Origin of the sequence: Flavihumibacter sp. ZG627 (genome assembly GCF_000814325.1) — a bacterium.
GTDB lineage: Bacteria > Bacteroidota > Bacteroidia > Chitinophagales > Chitinophagaceae > Flavihumibacter.
In genome coordinates, this window is sequence record NZ_JPHF01000014.1 from 1 (window position 1) to 26,920 (window position 26,920).

Here is a 26,920-nt window from a genome sequence, read left to right on the forward strand (position 1 = left end):
CCGAAGCTTCAGCGTAGGTGGACGCTTTCTCTTTTAAAATTTCGCACCTACCGATATAAATACTGTTCTTCCATCTGCCGGCAAAGCTCCCGGCCCGGGGTAGCCTCCTGCACGACGTGTGAAATATCTTTCATCAAACAGATTATTTACTCCCGCTTTAAGATTTAATCCTTTTGAAAATTTGTAGGTAGCTGTTAAGTCAGTTACTGTGTAAGATGGAATTAATCCTGTATTTCCATTAGCAGAGGCAGCAACAGTATTATTCGCATCGCTGAATGTTTCTCCAACACTGCTCACCTGTGCAGTTACTAAAAATCCTTTATAACCGCCGGTTATCCCACCCCGGAAAATACTGGCAGGCGCATTCTCTACCTTATTACCTTTTGTATTAGCATCTTTTTGGTCGCCGCTGTACCTGGCATCTGTATATCCATAAGATCCGAAAATGATCAGATCAGTATGATTGCTTTTGGTAAATGCCCTGATGGGATTGAATTCAAGGTAACCTTCAAAACCTTTACTGGTGCTGTTGCCAACATTAGTGATAAGACGGTAGGATGGAGTTCCGCTAACAGAGACTGTACCTACACGGTTATCATACTGTAAATAAAAACCGCTTACGTCAAACTGGATAAAATTTTTCACTTTACCCCGATAGCCTAAATCAATATTGTAACCTTTAGCATCTTTCAAATTGGGATCAACTACATCCGTTGTTGGCGGCGCCTGCAGATTTGCAAACTGAATGGGACGATATGCCTGTGAAATATTTGCATATAGTTCCGTAGCTTTTGTAACATGGTACTCTGTTCCTATACCAGCTAATACGAAGCTGCGGCCGCGGGTAATATTTTGCAAGATTATTTCTTCACCACCTCCATTGTATCCGTTCCGACCTGAAGAAGAACCCTCCAGCCACTCAATGCGAATACCGGGAATGATCAATAACTTATCTGTAACTCGGAAAATATTTTCTGCAAAAGCAGCAGCATTTTTGGAATTAAATTCTATATCCCTGGGATAGTTGCCTGATACCGTTACATCATATCCTGTGCCGGTAGTTCCCTTACCATCTGCCTGCCTTGTGGTAGTGCCGGTGTATAAACGAATGCCGCCTGAAAAGGTGTTTTTCATCTTACCGATGCTATAATCAGTTATGATGCGGCTTTCCAGTCCATAATTTCTGTACTGGTCAAGCGTAACAACCCTGTTATTATAGGTAAGCGTTGATGCATTAATGCTGTCTTTTGTGGTTATCGGCTGCAAAAAACCTACGCTGTTCCTGTCGCCAATGGTACCAAATAGCTTGGTATTCCAGCGGGTCTTTTCATTGATCTGATAGTTGGCGATTAATGCAGGTGTAGTCCATTTAATATCAAACCAGTTGCGGCTGCGGAAGCTTTGTTGCGCATCCTGTTTTATTTGTGCATCTGTTAGTCCACCGGGTTGCTGGCTGCGGATATGAGAACGCATCAGTTCAGCAGTTAATGAAAACTTAGAACTGAAATTGTAGGTTACTGTTCCATAACCTGCATTGGTATAGTATTTACTGTTCTCTCTCCAACCATCACCATTGCGATGGTCAAAAAAACTATAATAATGAACCTTCCCTTTTTTACCGCCTATAGCATTATAACTATTAAAAAGTCCATTGCTACCCACAGTTTGCTGTGTTTCTAATTCAAAAGGTTTATTGATTTCACTACCATTACGTAAAATATAATTTACCAGTCCGCCAAACTGAGGACCGTACTGCAGAGAGCCCTGCCCTCTTACAACTTCAATACGTTGCACCGCCTGCAATTGTGGATTGTAATATGCTTCAGGATAACCAAAAGGATCTGCTGCGATATCATAGCCATTTTGCCTCACGTTAAATTCCCAACTGCGGTTAGGACTTAATCCCCGGGCAGCAATTCCAATTTGAATACCGCTGGGGTCACTCTCCCATATATGGATACCAGGCACTTTTGCAAGTACCTGACGCATGGTATTGGTTACCACATTTCCCTGTACATTATCCAATACGATCAGCGCATTTTTCTTACCGGCGTAAATATTTGTACCCACAACTTCCGGCATTTGCTGATAATCGCTTTTACTGTTCCTGCCAACCACAGTTACATCCGGCAAATACTTTATATGTACTGTGTCAGCATTTTGCATCTTCTCCTCTGTTTGCGCTTTTGCAAAACTAAAAATTGACAGAGCTATAACTATTAAAACACCTTTCTTTCCCATTAGCCTTTAATTTGGCTGCAATTTGCATTATCACAAAGCATTAGCCTTTACGCATTTGGGAAAACTATTTACGGAATCCGGAAAAGGCTGCTAAAGGGCTGGTCGCCATGGTGCTGAAGCATCTGAATGGCCTCTAGCGGTGAATTTATCCCAATGCCGAAGAATTTGTCCTATGGGATGATGAATTTGTAGGGTTTAAAAGCGCCTTTCTCCTCACAAAAATGTGATTAACAGGCGAAATTTGTATAGCGGTCAGGCAGATATACTGACCATATTTAATACCTGAACAGGTAGAAATTATGCCCACAATTTCAAAACCCAGGATAGAATCTCTTGACATGTTAAAAGGATTGGTCATGGTCATCATGGCGCTCGACCATGTAAGGGATTATTTTCATTATTCTGCACACTTTTTTAATCCAACCGATATAAACCAAACAACACTGCCTGTTTTCTTTACAAGATTCATCACTCATTTTTGTGCACCTGCGTTTAGTTTTTTGGCGGGACTTTCTGCCTTTTTGATCGGAAGAAGAAAATCACCCTCTGAATTATCTGTGTTTTTACTCAAACGCGGGATCTGGTTAATTTTTATCGAAATAACCATTGTGTCTTTTGCATGGTATTTTGACCCTCAATTCAGGCGTACCGGATTATTGGTAATATGGGTGCTTGGCATAAGTATGATAGTATTGGCCGGACTTATCCATCTACCCAAAAAAATCATCCTGCTATTTAGCATAATTGTCATTTTCGGGCACAACTTGTTGGATATCATTCATATAAAAGATAATATACTTTGGTCGCTCCTGCATCAGCGTGGTCTTCTCTGGAGTGATGGAACCCATTCTATCCTTGTTGGTTATCCTATCATACCCTGGGTAGCGGTCATGTCATTAGGTTATTGCTTCGGGCCGTTATATGACAAGAGTTTTGACGCCTTCAGAAGGAAGAGAATTTTGAACGCCCTGGGCTTAGGCAGCATATTACTCTTCTTTCTTCTGATAGCGATACATGCTTATGGCGACCCTGTGAAATGGACCAACTATGGATATACATGGAAGACAGTCATGTCAATTTTCAATGTTAGCAAGTATCCACCTTCGTTGTTGTATTTGTTGGTAACATTGGGAGGAACCTTTCTTTTCCTTGCCAATGCTGAAAACCTAAAAGGCAAAGTCGTTAATTTCTTTTCTGTATTTGGCCGGGTACCATTCTTCTACTATATCATGCATCTTTATATCATTCATATACTGGCACTGTTGGCTGCTGAACTTACTGGATTTGGTTGGCAATCAATGATTTTACTCAACCACATTTCAAAAGTTGAAGCATTAAAAGGATATGGCTTTAATTTGTTTACCGTTTACCTGGTTTGGATATTGGTTATCGCTTTGCTGTATCCGCTATGCAAAATGTTTGATGCCTATAAACAGGCAAACAAAGAAAAATGGTGGCTGAGTTATTTGTAAAACCTACTGCATCAGTTGGGTATTCCAAAACAGGTTTTTAATGATAAAAACTGGCACTAAATATCAAGAAGCCAAATCTCATATTGTTTAACCTTCATCAATAACGCCTGGCCCCGTTGAGTTGCATTGAGTTGTATTTGATATACGAGGTTTTCAGGTTATCTTTATCACTTATGGCTGAGGGATTATTGCTTTAGTGCTTCTGAGCAGAGCCAATGAAACAATCATGTACAAACAATCTTCAGCTTTGTAATGCACCCCATCACACCAGTACAACCACAAGAAAGAGCACAGATACTGGATGTGCTGCGCGGATTGGCTTTATTCGGCATCCTGCTGAACAACATCTATGGCTTTTCCGGTTATGGAAATATGACAGAAGCGATGCGGCAACAGCTAAGTACCTATCCTACAGACCGTCTTCTGAATTTCTTACAAATCGTATTTATCGAAGGAAAATTTTATTCTATTTTTTCATTGCTGTTTGGAATTGGATTTTCCATCATACTTATACGAAATGAAGCCAGGGGCATCAATCCTTTAAAAATATTTTACCGCCGACTGGGTGTACTGTTGTTTATAGGCGCCACTCACATCCTTTTTATCTGGGAAGGCGACATCCTTGTTCTCTATGCACTCATTGGTTTGGTACTGCCCCTGTTTAGAAAATGCAGTAATAAAAACCTGCTACTTTGGGCTGCTCTTTTCCTTCTTTCCCCAATACTGATAGATACAATCAGGTTGGGATTGCAATGGGGGCCGGGTGATTCGTTGCAACATTTTGCCGAAGGTTGGGATGCGAAAAATGGTATTGCTGGCGAGGCTTGGCGCACCTATCTTTTTAAAGAGGGCAGCGGATGGCATGAATGGCGCACTTACCAGGAAACGGCTTATTTGTACCGCTTTTCTTTCCTGCTTAATAACAACCGGATACCCAAGGTACTGGGCATGTTCCTGCTCGGTTTTTATGTGGGTAGGAACAGCATGTATGTAAATCTGGTGCAGCATAGGAATCTCCTAAAAAAATTACTGTTATGGGGATTTGTTATTGGATTACCGTTCAGCATGGCCATGGCATATTTTGAAGGCGATGAAAAAAGTATCTATAAAAATGCATGGGGAATGGCTGATACCATTTCCTATGCCTTTGGCGTGGTGCCATTATCACTGGCTTATGTAGCTTTTATTTGCCTGGTTTGGATAAAAGCAAAAGGCGTAAGCTGGTTGAATGTATTTGCCCCTGTCGGAAGAATGGCCCTCACCAATTACCTGATGCAAACAATGATTTCCCTCGCTCTCTTTTACAGTCTGGGTTTGGGCCTGGGACAAGATTTCGGACTTGTTTACTTATTTCCAATCGCCATAGCCACCTACATCCTGCAGGTACTGTACAGCACTATTTGGTTTCGTTATTTTGAATATGGCCCTCTGGAGTGGATCTGGCGGCAATTGACTTATGGTAAACGACTCGCTTTAAAAACATCCATCAAAAAACAATAGCTGCATGAATATTTATTCTTATTTGTTGCCAGCGCTTATGGTACTGCTTTCCTGCGCACCATCAAATTACGGCAATCGTAAATCGCCCGGCCCGGAAGCGGAAGCGCAAATCATAAAAGAATTGGAACTTAAAGCTATCACGGCAGAATTCAGGTTAGATACGGCTAGCATTGCCAGTGTGATGCACCACAACTTTATTGCTGTTTATGCTCATAAGCTTCAAAACAGGCAGCAGGAAATAGCAGGTATTTATTCCGGAATAGTAAAAAGACAGCAGGCAGGAGAAACCATGGATTCACTTTACCTGGATGATTTCCGTGCACAGTTTTATAATAACAATCAAACGGCAATTATTACTTTCTATACCGTTACAAAGGGAACCCGCAAGGGAGTGCCTTACGAAAACCGGCGGATGCGGTGGTATGATGTGTGGGTGAAAGAGAATGGGCAATGGTTGTTGGTGTCTATTCAGGGAACGCCATTGTAAAAACACCAGCAGGAAAACATGGGAGCAACAGGCGGCCGCTTATTTTATGGAAGCAGCTCGGGTGATTGTTTCCTAACAAAAATCTTATTGAAATCATAGGTAAGCGTAACATTCCAAAGAAAATCTTTATTTCCGGGAATTGTTGACCTGAATGTTTGATTAATGGTAGATTGAAGCGTAAACGGCACGTTTTTATGCGATAAAATACCGGTGGCCGTAAAGTAATTTCCGTCATCGCCATCAACATATAAATAGTAAATGGCAGGGATAAATTGAAACCGGACATCACGGCTCAATTTGATATTTGAAATACTGGTATTCAACTTTACAAAATGGCTGGTGCGTGGCCCGTCTTTCTGCAAACCGTTGCCTTGTAAATAATACATGCCTACGCTCCAGTTGGGTTTAATCTGATAATTGGGAACCACCTCGCTGGCTATAAAACGTCTCGCCTGTGTTATCTTGGTGGTAACGCCGTTCTCTGTAATTTCTCTTAACGCAAAATTGTATGCGGGATGTGTACCCACCCGAAGACTGAATTTTTGCTTGTCAATAAGACGATAACGAAACCAAAAGAGCATACTACCTTTTCTACCGTCAAGCGTCAGCCGAATATCAGGTTCAATACTAAATCTGCTTTTCCTCCACGAGAGCAAGAAGATTGCGGAAGGACTGTTTAGAGAAAAAAGGGGAATAATGGAAAAAGCGTTATTGGTAATGCCAATGGAGCCTGAAAACGTCATCTCCTTTTGTGAACTGTCGGGCACCTGTGCAAAGGAATAATGACCCGCTATTAACAAAACAAATACCAATACACGCCGGTTGATCTTATTCATGAATACTGTTTTATACTAAAGTTCCTTCATTCGCTTTTCTAACTTCTACATCTGCTATTTGTTCAGGCAACACTGTTTTTACAATCTTTACTATGCAAAGGTACCGTACCTTTATAGGCTAAATGGTACACTTATTACGCATATAGTTTCAAATATTACGTATGGAGAAGGTCATCTTGCTTGAATCATCCGGGAATGTGAAGTTTCCAAAAAACTTTTTGCAGCATTTTCATACCCACATATTCTGTACCAGGGGCTGTATCAATTTTGTTTTTAATCATAAATCGTATTCAGCCAAAGCAGGTGAATTTGTATTTTGGTTTGCCGATAGCCAATTGACAGATCTGTCCTTTTCAACAAATTTTAAAGCGCATGTTTTATTTGTGGAAAGAGAGTTTCTGGACAATAATATTCCTGACCAGATCTGGAGTATTGATGTCATATTACATTCCAGAGCAAATCCTATATTGCACCTGTACCATAAAAATGACAAAGTAAAAGTCGTTTCGAACTTTTCACTTTTGAATAAAAGATTTCTGGAATCCGGACATCGGTTTTACAATGAAACACTGCAATTGCAGATGCAACTGTTCCTTTTTGACATGTGGCATATCTTTGCGGCTGAATATGAACGCCGGAAACGCACTGTAGAAAGCGGAACGCTGTACGAGCAATTTATGCAATTGGTAAATGAACATTGTATGCAACAACGCGAAGTGCAGTTTTACGCTAATCAGCTGCATATTACAGCAAAGCATCTGAATTACGTTTGTAAACAAAATACGGATATTACTGCATCGGAATGGATACAGCGGTACGCCAAAGAGAGAATTATACTACTGCTGAAAAAGAAAAATCTAACCATTGCTGAAATCGCCAATCAAATGGAGTTTTCAAGCCGTTCCTTTTTCACTCGTTACGTAAAAAAATTGTTGGGTGTAACGCCAAGTGAATTCAGGAACCGATTGGCGTAAGATTTATTCAAAGTAAAATAAATACCTTGAAAGCTATGAAGATCGATAAAAGAAATCTGGTCACACTCGAGGTAACTGCCCTTGGCTTTGGGTGCCTGAATATTGCAAAATCATATGGTCCGCCTGCAGACAAAGCCAAAGCGATAGAAATAATTCGCAAGGCTTATGAAAGTGGAATAACCTTTTTTGATACTGCAGAAGTATATGGTCCGTTTTATAGTGAAGAAATGGTAGGGGAAGCCTTGTCGCCTTTCAGAAAAGATGTTGTCATTGCCACTAAGTTTGGCTTTGAGATTGATCCTGTTACGCGCGAAAGACTGGGCATGAACAGCCACCCTGATTATATCAGGCAAAACGTAGAGAGAATGCTGAAGCGATTAAGAACTGACCATATTGATTTGCTTTACCAGCATAGGGTTGACCCGAATATTCCTATTGAAGATGTTACAGGAGCCGTTGCAGACTTGATTAAGGAAGGTAAAGTAAATCACTTTGGATTATCGGAAGCAGGGGCTGCCACTATTCGCAGAGCACATAAAGAATATCCCTTAACAGCTGTTCAGAACGAATACTCATTTTGGTCCAGAGATCCCGAACACGAAGTATTACCGGCATGCGAAGAATTAGGAATAGGATTTGTGCCCTGGTGCCCTCTGGGAATGGGATATTTAACAGGAAAAATAAAACCCGGCCATCAGTTTCATAAAGATGATATGAGATTCAGTGCCAGGTTTCCAAGGTTTACACAAGAAGCAATAATTGCTAATCAACCCATCGTTGATATTCTTGAGGCAATGGCAAATGCTAAGGGAGCAACGCCGGCACAGGTTGCCTTAGCCTGGTTGTTAGCAAAAAAGCCATTCATTGTTCCTATTCCCGGTACAACCAATTTAAAACACCTGCAGGAAAACATTGGAACCATAAATGTAAAACTTACAGCAGAAGATATGCAGGAACTAGAAAGAGCATTTGCCAACGTAAAGGTGTTTGGCAACCGTGTTCCTGAAGCTTTGGCAGCGGCACATGATATTGGTGTAAGTATTGGTACAAGTTCTGTTGGTACACATGGCAAAAGCCCGTTACCAAAAAATATGTAACTATGAAATCAGTATTGGACACAAATAACAATAAGTCCCAAATACTTGATGTAACCAGGCAGCTAACACAGTTGATGATAAAGAAGAATACAAAAGAACGCATCAGTAAATCCTGCATAATTTTCGTAAAAGCACCAATTGGACCACGGGAAAAATCCGGGTTAAACGAATTTATATTTAGGCTTACCTTGCTTCCAATCCCTTTTTAGTTACCCCTCTGATGTATTGTTATTGCATAATGGTTTTTGTAACGCCATTATTCCTGATATGCTTAAACTCATGGAACTGTGATTGAATCAATCAAACTTTCGGTTAATGCCATTAAGGAAGGACAGGATCATTCCGATCCATGTTTTACACAGCATGAGCTGAACCTGAATGAACAATTACTGCTCATCCGTAATATCCTTGATATACTCGAGTCTATACGCAAGGAGCGCTCCGGGTATGCCTTGGAAGTAACAGTACAGGCGTACCCCGTTCGCATAGAACAAGATTCCACACCTAACAATCAAGTGCACCCTGGTTTTTCCAGCCTGCTATCTAAAAGGGAGATTGAAGTGCTGAACCTCATGTTTGATGGCCTAACCAATAAGGAAATCGCCAATCGTTTATTCATCAGTCTTGAAACCGTTAAGAGCCACCGTAAACATATACTTGAAAAAACAGGATCGCGGAACACAGCTGCTATCATGAAATTTTTTAAGACACAGACTTCATAGTTCTCTAAAAAATCACACTTTATCGGGATTGACAACTGCAGAATACAAATGTAGTTTTGATTAATAATTTTTCTTACCATCTAAATACGTTGTATGTATAACCCGGAAGCAGCCATGTGGCCGGAGGGATATTTTTCTGTGTACGCGGATGAGTCTCTTCTGCAAGAAGTGGAAAACATAAGCGATGTTGTGTTTGATGAAACAACTGAAGAAAATGATTATACCGATGATCCTGTAAGTTTCATAGAAGATTTTCCCGATGATGATAATACCCTCTTAAGCCTCGTAAATGACATCAACCTACAAACCATCGGCATGTCTGATGATGAAGTTGAATCATATATGCAGGATCGCCTTGAAGAGTTTTGGCCTGCTTTGCTTGCGGCGCTTCCTGCCGTAATCCAGCTGGCTCCACAAGTGATCAATGCCGTTAGTTCACTTGTTTCAAAACCTGCAAAACAGCAACCTGCCGCAACCCATCAAAAACAAGCCCCTGCGGTTAAACCAGCTACCATTGCGAAAACAATTTCCCGGTTGCCTCCCAGGACAGTTAGTACACAACCCAACCCTAAAACTTCTGCTGATCCACAGCAGCTCCTGAATGCATTTAACAGCCTGGCACAATCTCCTGTTGTACAACAACTATTGAGTAATCTGGCTGGCGGCAATGGTGTAGCGTCTGTTTCAGCACAGGGTACTCAAGTGTCTGCATCCAATGTGTTAGGAGTACTGTCGGGCCTGGCAGCCAGCCTTGCCGATGCATCGGGTGATGATAACTCAGAAACAGTTTTTCCCGAATACACCCGCAACACTGAAGGTCGTTACCTGATTGACCCGTTCGATGTTTACCAGGAAGCAGAACTAATACTTGATCTTCTTAATTCCTGAGAAATGAAATACAGTTTAACGGAAGAACAGATCAATGGATTCCTGAATGAAATCAGCAACCCTGCATTACGAAACCTCTTTCGGATGATGCTTCAAAATCAGTTGGAAGAGCGTAGTGAATCACCCCGGAGAATTACATTGAACAAGGCCGTTGAAGATGTGAAGCATCTGCTGGAAATCAACAAGGCCATGAAAATTGCCCTGAATGATCTGAAAACGGAAAATGAACGGATGGTGCATCGTTACAGGAAGATTACCCGTGCGCTCGGCGCCTGCGAATGCCTGGGAGAAAATGTGATCTGCCCGATTTGCCATGGAAAAGGAATTCCTGGCAGCATGATGATAGACGAAGAAGCATTTAACAGTTATGTCTACCCGCTTATCCAGCGGATCACCCAAACGGTGGACCACACAGCAAATGAAACACCGGTAACCAACAGCCCCTACAATGGTGCAACTGGTTCTACCCCTAACTAATCATCTTTTATTTATCATATAAAACATCAAAAATGGAAACAGTATACCGCATTAATGACGAGTCATGGGATGATGAATCCTATGACGTTTACTACCACGATGAAAATTATTCCGTCGACGACGAATCGATCCTGGGAAGCATTGGCAACGCCATCAAATCAGGAGTAGGTGCTGTTGGCAGCATACTCACAGGCAATCCGTTGGGGGCTGTTAAAAATGTTGGTACTGCCATCGGCAGCGTTCTTGGGGTAAACCCGGTACCCGCCTTAACAACAGGTATCCAGAACACTTCTAACCTGGCTGGTCAAATCATCACCGGAGCCGGTAAAAATCTGCCTTTCAAATTACCCGCCACCATTGCTACCAAGCAGGATATCAACATTCTTCAATCCGCCATTGCCAGGATAAACAGTGAGATCAAAAAAGTTGCCGATGCAAACAATGCTAATGGCCTCGCCCTAACCAGGCTTAGCAAGGAAGTGAAAACTGTAGATCAAAAACATATCATGGCTACAAAAAAACAGAATGAAATGATCACTAAGCTTGGAGCCAGCAACGATCGCCTGCAAAAAACGATCGCTAAAATGAAGAGCCAGAACCAGATGAATATGATGATGCCACTGCTGATGCAACCAAAACTTGAGTCCATCCAATTTGAAAAACCCGCCTCCGGCGCTGCACCCGTACAAGCTGATGGCACCAAATACAATGTAAGCTCCTCCGCCTCTTCAGACAATTCGATGCTTTTCATGATGATGGCCATGTCGGGCGACGAAGGAGGATTTGGTGATATGGGCAGCAATCCAATGATGCTATATTTCATGATGGAAGCCATGAACAAGTAAATTTTTTCAACAAGCTAAATTTAATATGATGAGTAACATGAACTGGCTCGCCATGGCTATAGGATTGAATAATCTTAAAAAAAATGGCATTACAGATAGTAGTGAAAAAAGTAAAACCATGCTATACCCGATGTTGGTCCGGGATCCGATGGCCAGCTTTTTGACAGTAGATCTCTCCACTAAAAAAGCAGTCGAGGCCCAAAAGGCAAGCAATCTATCCACTACAAACAGCCAACTATCCGCTTCAACCGATGCAGCACTTAGGGTAATTGCAGATTATAAAAATGAAGCTGGTAAACTGATGGCAACCATCACTGAAAAAGCTGAAGAGGATGGACTTAGTGATGATATAAAGGCATTCCTGAACAATACAGTTCTTAAATCACCGGTCTTTAACCTTGAATTGAGCGAGGCCACCAGGAATGCGATCTTATCTGCAAAACCCGAACTAAGAGAGGAAGTACTGGAAGGAAAGGTTAACCTCGAATCATTAAAGGATTTATTTAATCCCTAATCGTTCATTTTATGGATCCCGCCTTACACGAACTGATTGGAGAAAACCTTGACCCCGGTGAAGAGATCGACGCTATAATCCGGCTGCACCATCCAAAGAATATACCACCCGGAATTACCGTCATCTCCAGCTTTGGCGAAATAATAACCTGTCGCTTGAAACGGCGGGATGTTACTGACGTATACAAACATCCTTTTGTTATCAGCATGAAGGCACCTCGCCTTTTTTTCAACGACGCCTTTTCCATGCCGGCACATTCCATGTACAATACTTTTCCTCTACAGGAAGGCCAGGGTAATTCAATTGTTCCAGCTCTAACCGGCAAAGGTGTGGTAATCGGTATCATTGACTGGGGTTGTGATTTTGCACATATTGATTTTTTAGATAGTAATGGCAATACCAGGCTGCTGGCATTATGGGACCAATCCTCCACTCGAAACAAACTGAGCCCTGAGCCTTATGGCTATGGCAGGTATTATACCCGCGAAGCCATCAATAAGGCCCTGAAAACGTCAACCCCATACAGTTCGCTGGGTTACCATCCGGGCACAACCGACCGGAAAAAGCAGGGCATGCATGGAACACATGTAATGGGCATAGCAGCATCCAATGGAAGGTCGGGAAATAAAGGAATAGCTCCCGGATCTGAGATTGTTTTTGTTCATCTTGGCACCGGCAACACCTCAGGTCAGTACAACCTGGGCGATTCCGTCAGCATCCTGGAAGCAATTGACTTTATCAAAAAGAAAGCAGGAAACAGGAAACTGGTCATCAATCTAAGTGTAGGAAAACACGGCGGGCCACACGATGGAACCACACTGGTTGAAATGGGTATCGATCGGTTTTTGGAAGACAACAATAATACGGTGATCTGCCAGAGTACAGGCAACTATTTCAGGTCACGTACCCATTGCTCCGGACTGATCAAACCTGCGGACAAAGTGGAACTAAGTTTTATCACGGGCTCCACCAGGATCATTGAAAATGAAGTGGAGGTCTGGTATTCGGGGTGGGATGAATTCTCCATTTGCCTTCGGCGGAAAGGAAAACAACAACGCTTTACCTGTGCATTGAATCATTCCGCTGTTATTTACGATGGGCATAAGGTGGCAGGGCGTATCTATCATCGATCCAAAGATCCGAATAATGGTCGCAACCATGTCGACATTTTCCTCTACCCGAATGCCCCCCTTGGTGAATGGATACTGGAACTGGAGGGGATAAAGATCACCGATGGCAGGTATCACGCATGGATAGAACGGGCTGATAATGGACAGTCTGTTTTTAGTGATGCAAATATTGTACATACATCCACTACCAATACCATTTGTAATTCAAATAACGCCATTGTTGTGGGAGCATACGATTCCTCTGACCCTGCTTCTGCTATTGCTTCTTTCAGCAGCAGCGGCCCTACCCTTGACGGTCGTATAAAGCCCCTGTTCCTGGCTCCCGGCCTGAATATATTATCGGCAAAATCCACTGCAGCTGACCAGCCAGCCAGCATGAATCATCTGACAAAGATGAGCGGCACCAGTATGGCTGCTCCTTTTGTTACAGGTATCATCGCGTTATTACTGGAAGGAATCCATCAGGATGCATCTATTCATGATGTGCGAAATATGCTATGTAAAACTTGCCGCATGGTACCCCGGAAAGAACTCGCAGAACAGTTAAGAGGCGGGTATGGTGTTATTGACACTGGTAAAGTGGAACAAACCATCAGATGGTTTAATTCGCATACAACCAAACCTTCAGAAAATGAATCATCGCTGCCCGATGCAGCGTATGATAACGGTGAATTTTATGAGTGCGGGCTTAATGAATTCTCTGTGGCTGATGAAGCCTTAACTCACTGCTGATAATATCTATTCACAGGCCCACAAATCTTTGCACCATGACAATAGAATTTGAAGAACTGATTATTGAAGAAGAAGCAATCCCGGCATCAAAATTAGACTGGCCGGGAGCTTCCTACGATCAGCTGGAATTCATGAAGGATGTCTACGAAACCTGCGTAAAGAGATCTTCCGCAAGGGGTAGTTTCATAGGTGATATACCATCTGATGAACTGGCAGTGATTGAAGGTGGGCACCGGGCAAAAAAACGCGCTGCCGCTGCATGTAAACTATTGCTGGAGGCCGTTCGGTCTGAAATCGAAAAAGCTGAACTGCAGGTGGTAACAGGTATTACCAGTGGTTATCGTTCCGCATCCACACAATTGCAATTATGGCAGAAATATTTTCCGGCTTATTATAATGATACTAGTGCAAAGCGTGAAGAAATGAAGGGCGGTAAACACGGACCAGAAGCTATTCAGTATATGGCAGGATACACCGGGGCCCGTATCGCCACACCTGGATTTAGTAATCACCAGAATGGGATCGCCGTAGATTTCCTGAATAAGGAAAGAGGAAAGACGCTGGCAAACAGCACTAAACCTGCAGCACTGAAAGCCTGGAAACAAACCTGGCTATGGGAGTGGTTAAAATCAAATGCTAATGGCTTTGGATTTTATCAGAATACAAAAATTGACGAACCCTGGCATTGGGAATACAGGGAACAGGTTTCAGAAGAGGATATAGAAGAAAATGGGGATGCCATTTTAATGACACCCTACCGGCAATCATCACCCGCATTGGAAACGATCTATGTAAAAATCCCCCTTGCACTTGGAAAGGAATGGGGCGACAAGGAAAAAACAGTTCGATATCTTACCGAACCTAAAACAGGCATTCACCTCCCATTGGGTTTTAAAGCTTCGGAAGAAACTGAGCTCCTGCTATTTCTGCACGGTCACAAAAGTGCAGCACTAGGAAAAGATAAATCAGTTGATAGGTGGTGGGATGTAACCAGATTCCCCCAGTTTGGCCTTCGGGAAATATTAAACGATTCAGGCCGCAACCTCCTCCTGGCAGTACCCACACTAGGCCCGCGATCACAGGCGGGGAACCTGGTGACCGCCGAAGGCTTCAGTAATTTTATTGAACGGCTAACAGAAGGTGTTAATCAACACTGTTACCATCATCTTGGTGGAAAAACCATTAGCATTAAGAACATCATTCTCGCTTGCCACTCGGGTGGCGGTGACGCCATGCGCCGGATTGCAGTTTTATCACCAGGAAATCATTATACCGATCTCATAAGTGAATGCTGGGGTTTTGACAGTATGTATAGCAGTATTGATGCTGCGACCTGGCTGGGATGGGCCAGGGCCAATCCCCATAAAAAAGTTTACCAGTACTTTATCCCAAATACTTCAACAGCTGTTGAGGGAAACCAATTGAAGTTGGCAGCATCTAAAGCCGGGATCTCTAATGTTTTCGCTATTAATTCTGTGGAAAAACGCCATGACTGGGTGCCGGCACATTACCTGAAGGAAAGACTGATTGTTAATCCTGGCATAACCGCTAAAGAGTATGATGAACAGGAAACCTGCTGTTGTGAAAACGAAACTACAACGGATATTGAAACAGAAAACACGATCGTATTTCCCAGTGGGAATACCCTTAATATAACAGCGGGACAAGAGGAACCAGGGGATGAATACTATGATCCCAATCAATCTGGCAATCCGCTGCTGGATACCAGTGGAAACAACCGAAACATCTTGTTGTCCAAAAATATTCAGGTGGGCGAAATAGCCCGTAGCGGTGGCAAACTGTTTGATAAAGCACGCATTGATCCCGAACTAATCAAATGCCTGCAGGCTATACGCGACAAAACAGGGAAACCCATCAACATAAACTCAGGTTATCGCTCCTACGGGTATAATCAACAATTACAAAGCAAGAGTAAAAATGTGGCTACTAAAAGCCAGCACATGAGTGGAAGAGCCGCAGACATCCGGATCAATGGCATGAATGGTCTTGAGATAGCTCGTACAGCCCTTGATGCTTACGGATGCAATATTGGAATTGGCCTTGCTCCTGGTTTTGCACATATTGATGTACGTGGCAGATTCAATGCCTGGAGATATGCCGGCGATCCTGCATCCATGGACCAGCAGCTTCAACAATTACGCCAATACAGGAATCAATGCGTAGAAAAGGGAAAAGCAGGCACGAAGGTGCTGGAAGAACCATTGACTTATATGCCAGTCAACACTATTATCAACTATCTGAAAACTGCATTGTCTGGTGCAGAGAAACTTCTTCCATCTGTACTATCGGAACAACGAGCATCATCAACAGCTGAATTACATACCAGCTGGACTGCTGAGGAGGAAAAAATACTGAACCGTAAGCACGGTGGTACTCCCAGGAACCTGGCTCGCCAGAACGACTTTAACCAGGCGCTGATGGCAGCCCAGTCAGAATGGGACCAGCTTGATCCATTAATACTTAAATCATTGCTGGCACAGGAGTCTGGATTCAGCACCACTGCAGTAAATAACCTGGGTTTTGCAGGCATTGCACAGTTAGGCATGAAGGAGGCGCAAAGTGTTGGACTCTCCACAGGCTCCTCAAAAGAACAAACATCGGAACACCGCCGTCGGAAAGCATTATACCTGAAAGAATATTTCGATTTTGATGGCGACGAACGTTTCGATGCAACAAAGTCCATTCAGGGAGCGGCAAGGCTGCTCAAAAAAAAGTGGCAAAGCCTTAACCGGGGCGTATTTCAAACCTGGGGCTATCCTTTGGGGGATGACTTACACCGATTTGTACTGGGCGCCAACAATGGCGGGGAAGGGACAGTGAAAAACAGGGTTAGCAGGATTTATGGACCAGTATGCATGGATCATATCCGGTTTGATGAAATGGGGACAGGGGAATGGATAAAATATGCCAACATTATTGTTGAAAGAGCACGGCAGAATAACCTATGACATTATAGTGGGTTGTGAAGGCTCCCCACGCTTTTTAACCTTGCGCCTCAACGGTAGTTTTAAATCTTTGTATATCCTATGTAATCGTTTATGATTAATCACAACACCTTGGTTCCTTAAACGATGATAATACTTCCAAAAACCTTCAATGGGTTGGTCTCCAGCCAATTTTTCCAAATGACGGATAATAGTACTATCATCCTTCACCGATCGATATTGCAGACTGCTTCTGCTTATTTTAAGTACACGACACGCCTTGCCGATGTTTTTGGGGCGCTCCACTCTGAGCTCCTAGATGATTCTTCGTTTATCGCAAGGCTTTAAAGCTTTTTTTCAATGATATATTTAGCGGTATCTAACTCCATGGCCAGATTCGCATACATGCGTTTTAACCGGGCATTTTCTTCTTCCAGCTCTTTAATACGCTTTAGCTCACTGGCTTCCATACCAGCATACCGCTGTCGCCATTTATAAAAGGTGGCTTTACTTACACCATGATCGCGGTGAATCTCTTCAACTGATTTGCCCTGTTCAAACTCTTTGAGAATGTTGGCAATCTGTGTGTGACTGAACTGACTCTTTCTCATAATTTACAGTTTAAATTTATAAACTTTTCGTCTACAAATAAACCGTACTGTTTTTGGGGGAGCTTACCGGATTTCAGATTTGTATAATAAATTGCAAATCCCAAAGTAATCAAAGCTAAAAGTCCTGATATCGCATTTCGTACTCTCTCGGGATTATATTGAAAGAATTCGAAAAGCTTTGAATTGTTCCATACAATAGTTTTTAGATGTTTTGATAATATACCCTCTATGTCCGCGCCCCAAATTCTCGCTGTTTGTTGAATTCTGATATAAACTTGATTGTTATGAGGATATATTTCAATGTCTTCGTCTAATGAAACTTTCCCATCCATTTCAGTCAAAAAAGATACGTTTATTTCTTGCTTTTCAAAAGTTGCCTTGTCACGAAACTTTATTAAGTATTGCCAAGTCAAATGAATAGCTTTAGAAACAATCGGTAATGTTTCATTGTAATGAACCAAATGGTCAAAACCATTCAAAGTAACGGTCGAATTGTCATCATAATAAATCGTTGCTCTAAATTGAATAAGCTTAGCTTCATTTTGCTGATAAACTCTCTGATTTAGTATCTCAAATAGTGAAATGATATTATCCTTCGTTATCTCAAATGTTCCATGAAATCTTTTTGTGATTGTTTGTGGCTTTCCGAGAAGGCTCACTATGAAATCCTTAAACTGCGCCTCATTAAACGGTAAGCTACTTGTCCAATGTTGTCATTCTCATCGTTGGGAGCTAATTCGTTATTTCTTTGTATGTTCATAAGTTATTTTTTATCAAGCTTTCAGGCAACTTTTGCATTTATGAATTAGCTGCAACCTATCCCAAAAAACGATTGCGACAATCCAACTAAAATATCAATAAACTCATTTCGTTTTTCAGATCGTACCATTTCAAATTTAATAAGGTCGTTCTACAGCTTCGCCCATTCACTCCCCTTGGTTAGGGTGTGGGTAAGGGTTAGGCTGCTTTTGGGCAGTAATATATGATGAAAGGCGGGCTATGCAATACTACATTAAGGTAATTTTCGCGATCAGTTTACGCCTGTATTTGGTGGTCTCACTCTTTCACGAATATTATAGTCTCTGGACCGAAGCTTTATATATTCTTACTAATTGCTCTACAGTCAATCATTCAGCATGTAGTTTCGCCCAATGGCATTAGTAATTTTTATCTAAGGGGAAGAATATTATGCAATTATGGTGAACGAGGTTATTATAAAAAAAGCCCGCCGTCGCTCTTAAAGAGCTTTGGCGGGCGTTGTCGGGAAGACAGGATTCGAACCTGCGACCCCCTGGTCCCAAACCAGGTGCGCTAATTAGCTACAGCTTGACTTTAAGGCTTATTCGATAGTAATGTGACCCATTTGTGACCCAAAATAATAGTAGTAAAACTAATCGAATTACAGTTAGAGTCCCGTTTTCTCGAAACATTACAATAAGATTTTCACCAATTGAGATTTGAAATGGCAAATTACTATGAAGGCAAATGTATTCAGGGTAACATATTCCTATACACCTCTTCTTACATCTACCCTAACATCAGATTTCAAGCTAATGTTGTTATGCACAAATCCCCTTGTTGAAAGAAGGTTTGATACTGTGTTGTATACATTTACCTGCTTCTTGCTATCACGTATGGTAATAATCAAACAGAAGTCCTGGCTGAGTGCGATACCATCTTCTACACATCTCCCGCATATGTAATCCCTAAATAGTCCTTCAATCTCCAGGTACCATTGCTTGGGAGCAGTTAAATGATTTGCAGCATTGGCAGGAGTCATTTCCTCAAGATTGATAGCGTATTTCTTAATTGGATGGAACTTATCACCATATTGAACTAACGTCCTTTCGCACGCAAATCCGTCGCTTACTCCTTTTCGGTATCCCGCACCATAAAGAGCTCCTCTTAGTAAGTTCTGTCCACTTTGGTGAGTGACGGGGTTTCTTGGTCTTTCTGTTTGCCGAACTCCCTCATGGGTACCAAACCTAACCTCAAGGTTTGATTGACAGTATTCACCCCCTTGCTTTTCAGCAAACATTGGTAAGGTTGCTAATGTTATTACTACCTCCCCATAATGCATACCGTTATGAACCATATTGGCTGGAAACGGAAAATCCAAGATTTGGATCCAATGTCCCTTTTCCAATGTATCCTGTAGTATCAGGGTAATTTCATGAGGATCGTTGTATAGGATATTCGCAACATTATCAGGGATGCCGTAACCCATAGTTTTCAGCCTTTCCTCTGGTGGAAGCATAAGACCAGTAGGATACTTTGCGGAGTGTACGGCCAGCGCCTTTAAAAGTAAGGGAGAAAATGGTTCATTGATGACATTACTTACTCCCGCTATCAACGAGCTTACTCTCGGCGTTGAAAAACTTGTCCCAATATTAGTGGCGATTCGGCCGTCAGGTGTAAAAGATCTGACACCAGAATAAACTGTGTACCCATGTGGGTGAATCCCTGCATTACCGCCAATATGCGATAATTCAGGCTTATGAATGTATGCTGGCCCATGACCGATCCTTGAAAAAGGTGAAGGGTGATTTACCTCCGAGAGATCAAAGGAGTTTTTCTCATGTGCAATCGATCCCACAACGAGGGAAAGAACCGAATCAGCAGATTTAGCAATCCTGCTCACTGGGTAACCGTGTTTGAAGTTGGTACAATTACCAGCTGACTTGCAAATGAGAACGTCATTCTCCAATTGAATTTGGTCCAGGGCCATGCCAAAAAAAGAAAATGCATTTCTTTCTGCCTCGGTTTTGGTTCCCAATGAAAGGTTCCAGATCTTGATATCTTTATTCGTTGAGATAGCCTCTCTAATATTTTCAATCAAGTCTGCTTCCTCAATTCTATCCTTTTTCTCATCAGGAATCACCGCGGCGTCGAATAAATAGCAACCTGGATTCCCCACAATATGTGAACTGTTTAGCTGATCTCCATACACCAAGATCCCAGCAACAAATGTTCCGTGTCTTTCATCTTTTAGGTCGTCTGGTACCTTAGAAAATGAATCAGACAGTAACCAAGGCTTTAAGTGAGGTATATCCCTGATACCAGAATCAAGCACGCCAATTGTTGGATACTCTTTACCTTCTTCTGGAAATTTGACAGGAATGCTATCCGCTATGGAATCCGTAAGGTCATCAAGGCTCACAGCGATTGTAGGCATCACTGCAAGGGTTTCCAAGGCTTCAAAAGATTGAAGCTTTTCCAGAGAATCGCTTGTGGTGTTGCTCAAGCGGTATACAATGAGCTCAGGAGTGTAGTTAACTTTGCGGAAGTCAACGCCAAGTCTCTCGCATTCAAATTCGAACACTCGGCATACTGCATTATTCAACTGGAAATTCTGGTAATTGATTAAGGAAGCTCTCAATGGAGTATCATCCACTCTATCCTCGTCGATGTCAACATCAGCCCTGAACTGCGAAATCTCAGTTATAGCAGCGATCCCCTTCAAATGTCTTTCAGGAACATTAATATTGTTTTTTATTCCTTGTACATCGTTGACGCTATTGACTTTCACCAAGAGTTGATTGCTATTGATCATACCAATCACGTTCTGCTCGTCATTGACGTTGAATATTTTTGCGATATCTCCTCGATGGGATTTTGCAATAGCTTTTTCTTGAATTTCAAGCTTAAGTACAGCTGGTATAAACTCTTTCGCCTCCCCCCTATTCTCAAGCCATTCAGTTGCTGCATCCAATGTTTGGATCATGCTGGTTGTGCGTTGCTCCAACTCTTGTTCAGATAACCTGGCCCACTGAGGTAACTCGTTGCTACCCCCACCTTCAGGGTTTCTGTCATCTGTTATTTTCCTTTTCTGGAAAATTTTAATGGGCAAATTTTTCATGACTGACTACTTTTTTCTGAAAGATTAACTATCTGGCGGTATGATATTCCCATGTGATTAGAAATTGCAGCTCTTGAAACACCGTGCGACTCCAAGTATTTCACAAGCGATGAGTCATCATACTTGTTGTTGTTCTCAAATAGATACAGTTCGGTAAGTAGATCCTCATAAGTTAGCTCCTTCTTCCGCTGAATGATGTATTTCGAAGCTGCATTATTACATACAGTTCTTATTTCTGCAAACGAAAGTCCTTGCATACTGCGAACCAGTGCATCAAACTTCTTTTGATCTTTCACAATCTGATTATCGATGTTTCGAAATATGCTCTTCACCAGGCTGCCGATAATGGCTTCATCAGGTTTGCCCATATCTACAACGTAAGTAAAACGACGCCAAATTGCTTTATCAAGCAATTCATGGTGGTTTGTTGCTGCAATTAAAATGTTACCTGCTGCAAGAAACTCATCCATGTTTTGAAGCAAGCTGTTGATAACGCGTTTTAATTCGCCCAGCTCGTATTGATCATCTCTTGCTTTACCAATGGCATCAAACTCATCAAGAAAAAGAATGCACGGTCTGCTCGAAGCAAAATCGAAGACTCTTCTTATATTTTTAGCGGTATTTCCTAAGAGAGAAGAAATTAGGGAATCAAATCTTGTGACAACGAGAGGAAGGTTAAGCTGTTTAGCTATGTAATGAGCCATCGTCGTTTTACCACACCCTGGCGGTCCGTATAGTAAAAGTGAAGTGCTTGTTTCAATTCCAGCCTGCGTTAGTAAGCTTTTGTTTTTCACCAGCCCAATGAAATTTTCAACCATATTCATCATGCCATCTGAAAAAACGACCTGAAATGAAGACTCAGAAGGAATAATGACATTTGCCATGGTGAGCCTGCTTTCCTGATCTACTGGAGCTGAGATTAACTGATCTTGGAATACAGTACTGGATGACTGCGAAGAAATCAGCCTTTCAAGCCGATCGGCCGTACGATCGTCACCACCTTTGCGCAGATTCTGGATTAAGAGTTTTGTGTAACTCAATACCTTGTTTGGGTCGCCTTTCAATCCGCCTTCGATTATCTTAATAAATTCAGTCTGCATATCAGTATTTCAAGACACAAATTACGCAGAAATTGTATAATAACCTACATAAAGTGATAAATTTTACAGAATTTCGAAATATTATTACGTTTTAGCGCAAATTTCAAGCGACCTGAACCTTTGTTTTAACCTTAGCTACAAAGTTTGGAGAACATTCCAAAACCTTACAGATCTTACGGACAGATACACCCTCTTCCAATAAAGATTTGACCTTCTTGACTTTTTGCTTTTTGCAAAACTTTTCCTCAGATTCTATCGCCCCAACTTGTCGACCCTTGTAAACACCAAGCCGCTTTCCCAACTCAATCCCTTCCAGGGTGCGTTCTTTTAGTCGCATGTATTCCATTTCTGAAATGGAACTCAGTATTGATAATAATAGTTTGGTAACATAGTTTTCTTTACCATCCACAAGAGTGGTGATGCCTTCTTTCTTGATCTGAATGCCGACACCGAAATTATGCATGAAGCGGATGGTCTGAAGGATGTTCTCAGTTGTTCGACCTAAGCGGTCCAGGGTATCTACTCGAACTTCTGTTATCAACCCAGCCTTAACGTCTTGAAGCAGTTTTTTACCCATTGGCCGATCTTCAAAAGCGACGCGACCACTTACGCCCTCGTCTTTGTACACGTTCCAGCCTGACTCAATCTTTTCTTCTTGCCGACCTATGTTTTGAAGATAATGGGACGTTCGTAAGTAGTAGCCAATTGTTGTAGATCTTGTAGCCATGACCGTTATCATTTTAATGTTAAATAAAAGTAACGCTGAAATCTAACAGGTCCAAATGTCCAGTTTAGCTGAAAGCTGCAACAAATAGAATATACCCTTGATTGATAACATGACATGGAATTATTTATTAATTTTCAAAGTCAATGAGAAAAATCGATGCTAATCATATTAGTCATAATAAAAGTAGAAACAAGTACCAGAATAAGAGACAGACATATAAGTGGAAGAAACGAAAGAAAAATAACTTACTCTTCAGAAAGGAAGCAAGAATATTAGCAAAGACTCAGTTTACAAAAGAATTTGTAAATCTTCCTGCTCCGAAAGATTATTCATTTATAAGGAATACAAATGAGGTGCTTAAGTATTTTGACGATGCAAAACAAGTTTTCAAAAAAGGAGGGAATGTAAGATTTGATATTTCTGAGATAGAGAAGCTGACACCCGACGCAATTGCTTTACACGTAAGCTCAATAAATCATGGCAAAACTGTTCAAGGCTGTTATATTTCAGGTAATTATCCTATTGATCCTGAGCTAAATAAACTATTTACTCAATCAGGCTTTCAGCGATTTGTTCATACAACAGGGAAAAAAGTAAAAACTCATGGAAACTTCTTACATAGAGAGCGCCACTATAAAGTAGAACCCTTAATTGCTCGCAATGCTGCAATTGCTGGCATTAAACACACATTTGGAACAATAAATCCTTTCGAGCCTTTGTATGATATACTTATAGAATGCATGTCTAATACAAACAATCATGCAACATTAAGTAGTACAGACAAAACTTATTGGTGGTTATATGTTTATAATGATCCAAATTCAACGATCACCTCTTATTCATTTTTGGATCTGGGTGTGGGAATTTTTGAAAGTATTGAACTTCAAACCTACTTCCAAAATTTCGTCAAGAACTACTTCAAGGGTGTTTTACATAAGCACATTAACTTAGTTGAAGATTTGCTCGCTGGTAAAATCCAATCGAGAGTGGATGAAGACAATGAAATTAGAGGAAAAGGTATTCCACAGATAGTTGAGCACTCGAAACTAAACGTTTTCAAAGAATTTTACATAATATCAAATGATGTAAAAATAAATGTGAAAACTGGGGAGAAAGAGGAACTGCAGTACGATTTTCATGGTACGTTTCTTTACTGGGAAATACAAAACAATTGAAATGGAAATAAAAGATAAAATTATTATTTCGGACGATTTTGGTGATACACCAGGCGCGCGTTATAAAAGGGATGGTAAATTCTCTGGGGAAGAGTTTCTTGAAAAGCTGTTGGAACCTAAGTTTATAAAAGCAATGAATGAAAACTACATCCTACTTATAGACCTCGACCGTGTTTGGGGTTATCCTTCCTCATTTGTTTCTGGTTCATTTGGTAAACTTTCTATAAGTTATGGTTCTGACAAAGTTCTTAAACATATCAAATTCAAGTCTGATGAAAATCCAATTAGACTTGAGCGAATTATTCACGAAATAAAGCAACCAATTAAAAAATGACTGGAAAGACGAAATTTCTTTACTTAATGGCATTATTGCTTTGCATTCTTGTCGGGTTAGCGACTGGACTTTTGTGGAAAGACTTACCATTGGTGGCATTTAATAAAGAGGTAAAGTTGTTTGAAGTTGCAAATATTTGTGCAACAGTAGGTATCGGTATATTTATTCCCCTTTTGGTCAAAAGATGGATAGATGATAGCAAATCAGTGAAAACTTATTTGGCTGAAGAGATCAAATCAATGATTACGACATTAGCTACGGTACAACAAAAAATCAAAAGTGGATTCGAATCAGGCACAATTACGCAGAAAGATAAAGATGATATTAACTATATCTTTCACACTTTTGAATTACAACTCGCAACTTTTAGAGAGCAATTGAAAATTTCATATCCCAGTGCAGAAAAAAAACAGGTTCAAAAGTTGTTAAGTTCTTATAATGCATACAAGGATTTTTTAACTGGTGGGCCACTAATGATCTCCACTTTTACAACCATTGATGACAGATTTTATCGTGAAAATAATCAGCAATACTCAAGCTTCGAGGGACACCTTAAAATATTAATTCATACAGTATTGAAATATTAAAAGTCGTCCGCACAACCTCGTAAAACAACCTTCAGAATCGGCCAAATCTGTTCATGTAATGCATAGTGTATTGATGTTCCAGATTGGTAACCTTCTACCAAGAAGCGTTTTTTTAGCACCTTGATGGATATTTCACTATATAGTTTACCACTTATTTCAGAGGAGTTTACCAGCGTTTCAGTCCAAAGTTTACCAGTTTTGATGTGGTTGGCTGATTTTGTTTCAGCCCATAGTTTACCACTTTACCTGTTTTTGAACTGACAATACGGCGCAAAGTTTACCACTTTTATCAGAGAGATGTTGTTGGCCATTTTTCATGTCCTTGCTTTGTCAAAAAAAGCATGGCCAATAAAGTGACTCCAATGCAACAGATTCGATTATTGATTCAATTACTGGAAAAGGACTACTCGCTTCGTGCCATTGCTGCTGAAATTAATCTGTCAAGACAACCCACTACTGAATATGCCAGGCGGCTAAAGAAATCATGTTTATCCTGGGAACAACTCAGGCAATTACCAGATGCTGAACTTGCAGCTATCGTTTATCAGCCGGCAGTTTTGCCGGATTTTACTGATAATACCCGCAGGGTTGAGTTCAATGCACGCCTGGCTTACTTTCAGGCAGAACTCAAACGTACGGGTGTGACTAAACTTTTACTCTGGCAGGAATACAAAAAAGAATGCCCCTCCCATTACCAGTATACGCAGTTTTGTATTCTGCTTAAAGAAGCCAGTAGAACCACACAAGCATCCATGCACCTGCAGCATACCCCTGCTGCCATGGTTATGGTTGATTTTGCCGGTGATAAAATGCAGTATGTTGACAAAGCTACCGGTGAGCTTATCAATTGTCCGGTATTGGTAGCAGTGTTGCCCTTTAGCAAGTACACCTTTGCCATGGCCCTGCCCAATGCCAGTATTCCCCAAGTCATTACCGCCATGAACCGCTGTCTGTTCTTTTTTGGTGGTGTACCCCACAGCTTCAAAACTGATAACATGAAGCAGGTGGTCTCTAAATCCTGCCGGTACGAACCCGAGTTTAGCACGGCAATGCAACAATGGTCCCTGCATTACAATATTACCTTACTCGCTACCCGGGTGGCAAAACCCCGTGATAAGGGTGCTGTAGAAAATGAAGTCAAAATAGCCTACCAGCGTATTTATGCACCCCTTCGTGATGAACAGTTTACCAGTATCAGCGAACTCAATGCTGCCATTACGCGACAGCTGCACTTCCACAACCAGAAGCTCTTCCAGCTTAAAGATCATAGTCGCCAACAGTTATTTGAACAGCAGGAGCAACTGCTACTGCAACCCTTGCCAGCAGAATCTTTTGCCATAAAGCATCAGGTACTGGCTAAAGTCCAGAAAAACTACCACATCACCCTCGGTGAAAACTACCATCATTACAGTGTGCCCTATCAATACATTGGAAAAAAGGTTAGCGTTGTCTATGATGCTGATTATGTAGAGATCTACTTTCTACAACAACGTATTGCCCTGCATAGGCGCAGCTATAAAAAACACGATTTTACCACCACCGGAAGCCACATGCCGGATGGTCACCAAAGCTATGCAACACAACTAGGCTATACACCCACCTACTTTTTAGCACAGGCTGCCGGCATTGGTCCTGCTGTACACCAGTATATGGAACAGGTCCTTAAA

At 41.5% G+C, this 26,920-nt stretch carries 22 protein-coding genes and 1 pseudogene; 16 read left to right on the forward strand and 7 right to left on the reverse strand.

Annotated elements, in window-relative coordinates:
• Positions 1-33 precede the first annotated feature (33 nt).
• Positions 34-2,241: a TonB-dependent receptor domain-containing protein gene (locus tag HY58_RS17835; protein ID WP_052324272.1), complete on the reverse strand. Its 2,208-nt coding sequence runs from the start codon at positions 2,239-2,241 to the stop codon at positions 34-36.
• A gap of 299 nt (positions 2,242-2,540) precedes the next feature.
• Here HY58_RS17835 and HY58_RS17840 point away from each other — a divergent pair, with 299 nt between their 5' ends.
• The 3 genes from HY58_RS17840 (at position 2,541) to HY58_RS17850 (ending at position 5,700) form a co-directional block, all read left to right on the forward strand.
• Positions 2,541-3,713, forward strand: coding sequence for a DUF1624 domain-containing protein (locus HY58_RS17840; protein ID WP_039135342.1), 1,173 nt, complete (start codon positions 2,541-2,543; stop codon positions 3,711-3,713).
• 252 nt (positions 3,714-3,965) lie between these two features.
• Positions 3,966-5,213, forward strand: coding sequence for a DUF418 domain-containing protein (locus HY58_RS17845; RefSeq protein ID WP_052324273.1), 1,248 nt, complete (start codon positions 3,966-3,968; stop codon positions 5,211-5,213).
• A 4-nt stretch (positions 5,214-5,217) separates the two neighbouring features.
• Positions 5,218-5,700, forward strand: coding sequence for a nuclear transport factor 2 family protein (locus tag HY58_RS17850; protein WP_082022215.1), 483 nt, complete (start codon positions 5,218-5,220; stop codon positions 5,698-5,700).
• Between the two features lie 44 nt (positions 5,701-5,744).
• On the opposite strand, the gene HY58_RS17855 is transcribed toward HY58_RS17850, so the two are convergent.
• Positions 5,745-6,536 carry a hypothetical protein gene (locus HY58_RS17855; protein WP_039135347.1) on the reverse strand — a complete coding sequence of 264 codons (792 nt, stop codon included), beginning with the start codon at positions 6,534-6,536 and terminating at the stop codon, positions 5,745-5,747.
• A 581-nt stretch (positions 6,537-7,117) separates the two neighbouring features.
• Here HY58_RS17855 and HY58_RS19775 point away from each other — a divergent pair.
• From HY58_RS19775 to HY58_RS19095, 9 genes are all read left to right on the forward strand, one after another.
• Positions 7,118-7,510 carry a helix-turn-helix domain-containing protein gene (locus tag HY58_RS19775; protein ID WP_216593832.1) on the forward strand — a complete coding sequence of 131 codons (393 nt, stop codon included), beginning with the start codon at positions 7,118-7,120 and terminating at the stop codon, positions 7,508-7,510.
• A gap of 35 nt (positions 7,511-7,545) precedes the next feature.
• Entirely contained in the window at positions 7,546-8,607 is a 1,062-nt protein-coding gene (locus tag HY58_RS17865) for an aldo/keto reductase (RefSeq protein ID WP_072037649.1), read from the forward strand.
• 287 nt (positions 8,608-8,894) lie between these two features.
• Entirely contained in the window at positions 8,895-9,329 is a 435-nt protein-coding gene (locus tag HY58_RS19780; protein WP_052324274.1) for a LuxR C-terminal-related transcriptional regulator, read from the forward strand.
• A 93-nt stretch (positions 9,330-9,422) separates the two neighbouring features.
• Positions 9,423-10,217, forward strand: coding sequence for a hypothetical protein (locus HY58_RS17880; RefSeq protein ID WP_039135356.1), 795 nt, complete (start codon positions 9,423-9,425; stop codon positions 10,215-10,217).
• A 3-nt stretch (positions 10,218-10,220) separates the two neighbouring features.
• Complete coding sequence (locus tag HY58_RS17885) at positions 10,221-10,694, forward strand: hypothetical protein (RefSeq protein WP_039135360.1); 474 nt, start codon at positions 10,221-10,223, stop codon at positions 10,692-10,694.
• A 32-nt stretch (positions 10,695-10,726) separates the two neighbouring features.
• Positions 10,727-11,539: a hypothetical protein gene (locus HY58_RS17890; RefSeq protein ID WP_039135363.1), complete on the forward strand. Its 813-nt coding sequence runs from the start codon at positions 10,727-10,729 to the stop codon at positions 11,537-11,539.
• Between the two features lie 28 nt (positions 11,540-11,567).
• Positions 11,568-12,053 carry a hypothetical protein gene (locus tag HY58_RS17895; protein WP_156123753.1) on the forward strand — a complete coding sequence of 162 codons (486 nt, stop codon included), beginning with the start codon at positions 11,568-11,570 and terminating at the stop codon, positions 12,051-12,053.
• Positions 12,054-12,064: 11 nt separating this feature from the next.
• On the forward strand, positions 12,065-13,915 hold the full coding sequence (locus HY58_RS17900; RefSeq protein WP_052324275.1) for a S8 family serine peptidase: 1,851 nt from the start codon (positions 12,065-12,067) through the stop codon (positions 13,913-13,915).
• 35 nt (positions 13,916-13,950) lie between these two features.
• Positions 13,951-16,884 carry a D-alanyl-D-alanine carboxypeptidase family protein gene (locus tag HY58_RS19095; RefSeq protein ID WP_052324276.1) on the forward strand — a complete coding sequence of 978 codons (2,934 nt, stop codon included), beginning with the start codon at positions 13,951-13,953 and terminating at the stop codon, positions 16,882-16,884.
• A 27-nt stretch (positions 16,885-16,911) separates the two neighbouring features.
• Here HY58_RS19095 and HY58_RS19905 read toward each other — a convergent pair.
• The 5 genes and pseudogenes from HY58_RS19905 to HY58_RS17930 form a co-directional block, all read right to left on the reverse strand.
• A pseudogene (locus HY58_RS19905) lies at positions 16,912-17,471 on the reverse strand (transposase); the annotation flags it as partial.
• Positions 17,468-18,130 (reverse strand): hypothetical protein, encoded by a 663-nt coding sequence (locus HY58_RS17915; RefSeq protein WP_039135372.1) that lies wholly within the window; start codon positions 18,128-18,130, stop codon positions 17,468-17,470. The pseudogene HY58_RS19905 and the gene HY58_RS17915, both read right to left, overlap by 4 nt.
• An 848-nt stretch (positions 18,131-18,978) precedes the next feature.
• Complete coding sequence (locus HY58_RS17920) at positions 18,979-21,330, reverse strand: S8 family peptidase (protein ID WP_039135375.1); 2,352 nt, start codon at positions 21,328-21,330, stop codon at positions 18,979-18,981.
• On the reverse strand, positions 21,327-22,430 hold the full coding sequence (locus HY58_RS17925) for an AAA family ATPase (RefSeq protein WP_039135378.1): 1,104 nt from the start codon (positions 22,428-22,430) through the stop codon (positions 21,327-21,329). The genes HY58_RS17920 and HY58_RS17925 overlap by 4 nt, the downstream gene beginning before the upstream one ends.
• Before the next feature lie 103 nt (positions 22,431-22,533).
• Positions 22,534-23,157, reverse strand: coding sequence for a recombinase family protein (locus HY58_RS17930; protein WP_039135402.1), 624 nt, complete (start codon positions 23,155-23,157; stop codon positions 22,534-22,536).
• 143 nt (positions 23,158-23,300) lie between these two features.
• Here HY58_RS17930 and HY58_RS17935 point away from each other — a divergent pair, with 143 nt between their 5' ends.
• The 4 genes from HY58_RS17935 to istA all read left to right on the forward strand — a co-directional run.
• On the forward strand, positions 23,301-24,332 hold the full coding sequence (locus HY58_RS17935) for a hypothetical protein (RefSeq protein WP_039135380.1): 1,032 nt from the start codon (positions 23,301-23,303) through the stop codon (positions 24,330-24,332).
• A gap of 1 nt (position 24,333) precedes the next feature.
• Complete coding sequence (locus HY58_RS17940; protein ID WP_052324278.1) at positions 24,334-24,666, forward strand: STAS-like domain-containing protein; 333 nt, start codon at positions 24,334-24,336, stop codon at positions 24,664-24,666.
• 26 nt (positions 24,667-24,692) lie between these two features.
• The gene (locus HY58_RS17945; RefSeq protein ID WP_156123754.1) at positions 24,693-25,253 is read left to right on the forward strand and encodes a hypothetical protein; all 561 of its coding nucleotides are present in this window, start codon (positions 24,693-24,695) and stop codon (positions 25,251-25,253) included.
• Between the two features lie 362 nt (positions 25,254-25,615).
• A partial coding sequence (gene istA / locus HY58_RS17950; RefSeq protein ID WP_172644683.1) for an IS21 family transposase occupies positions 25,616-26,920 on the forward strand: 1,305 nt, incomplete at its 3' end.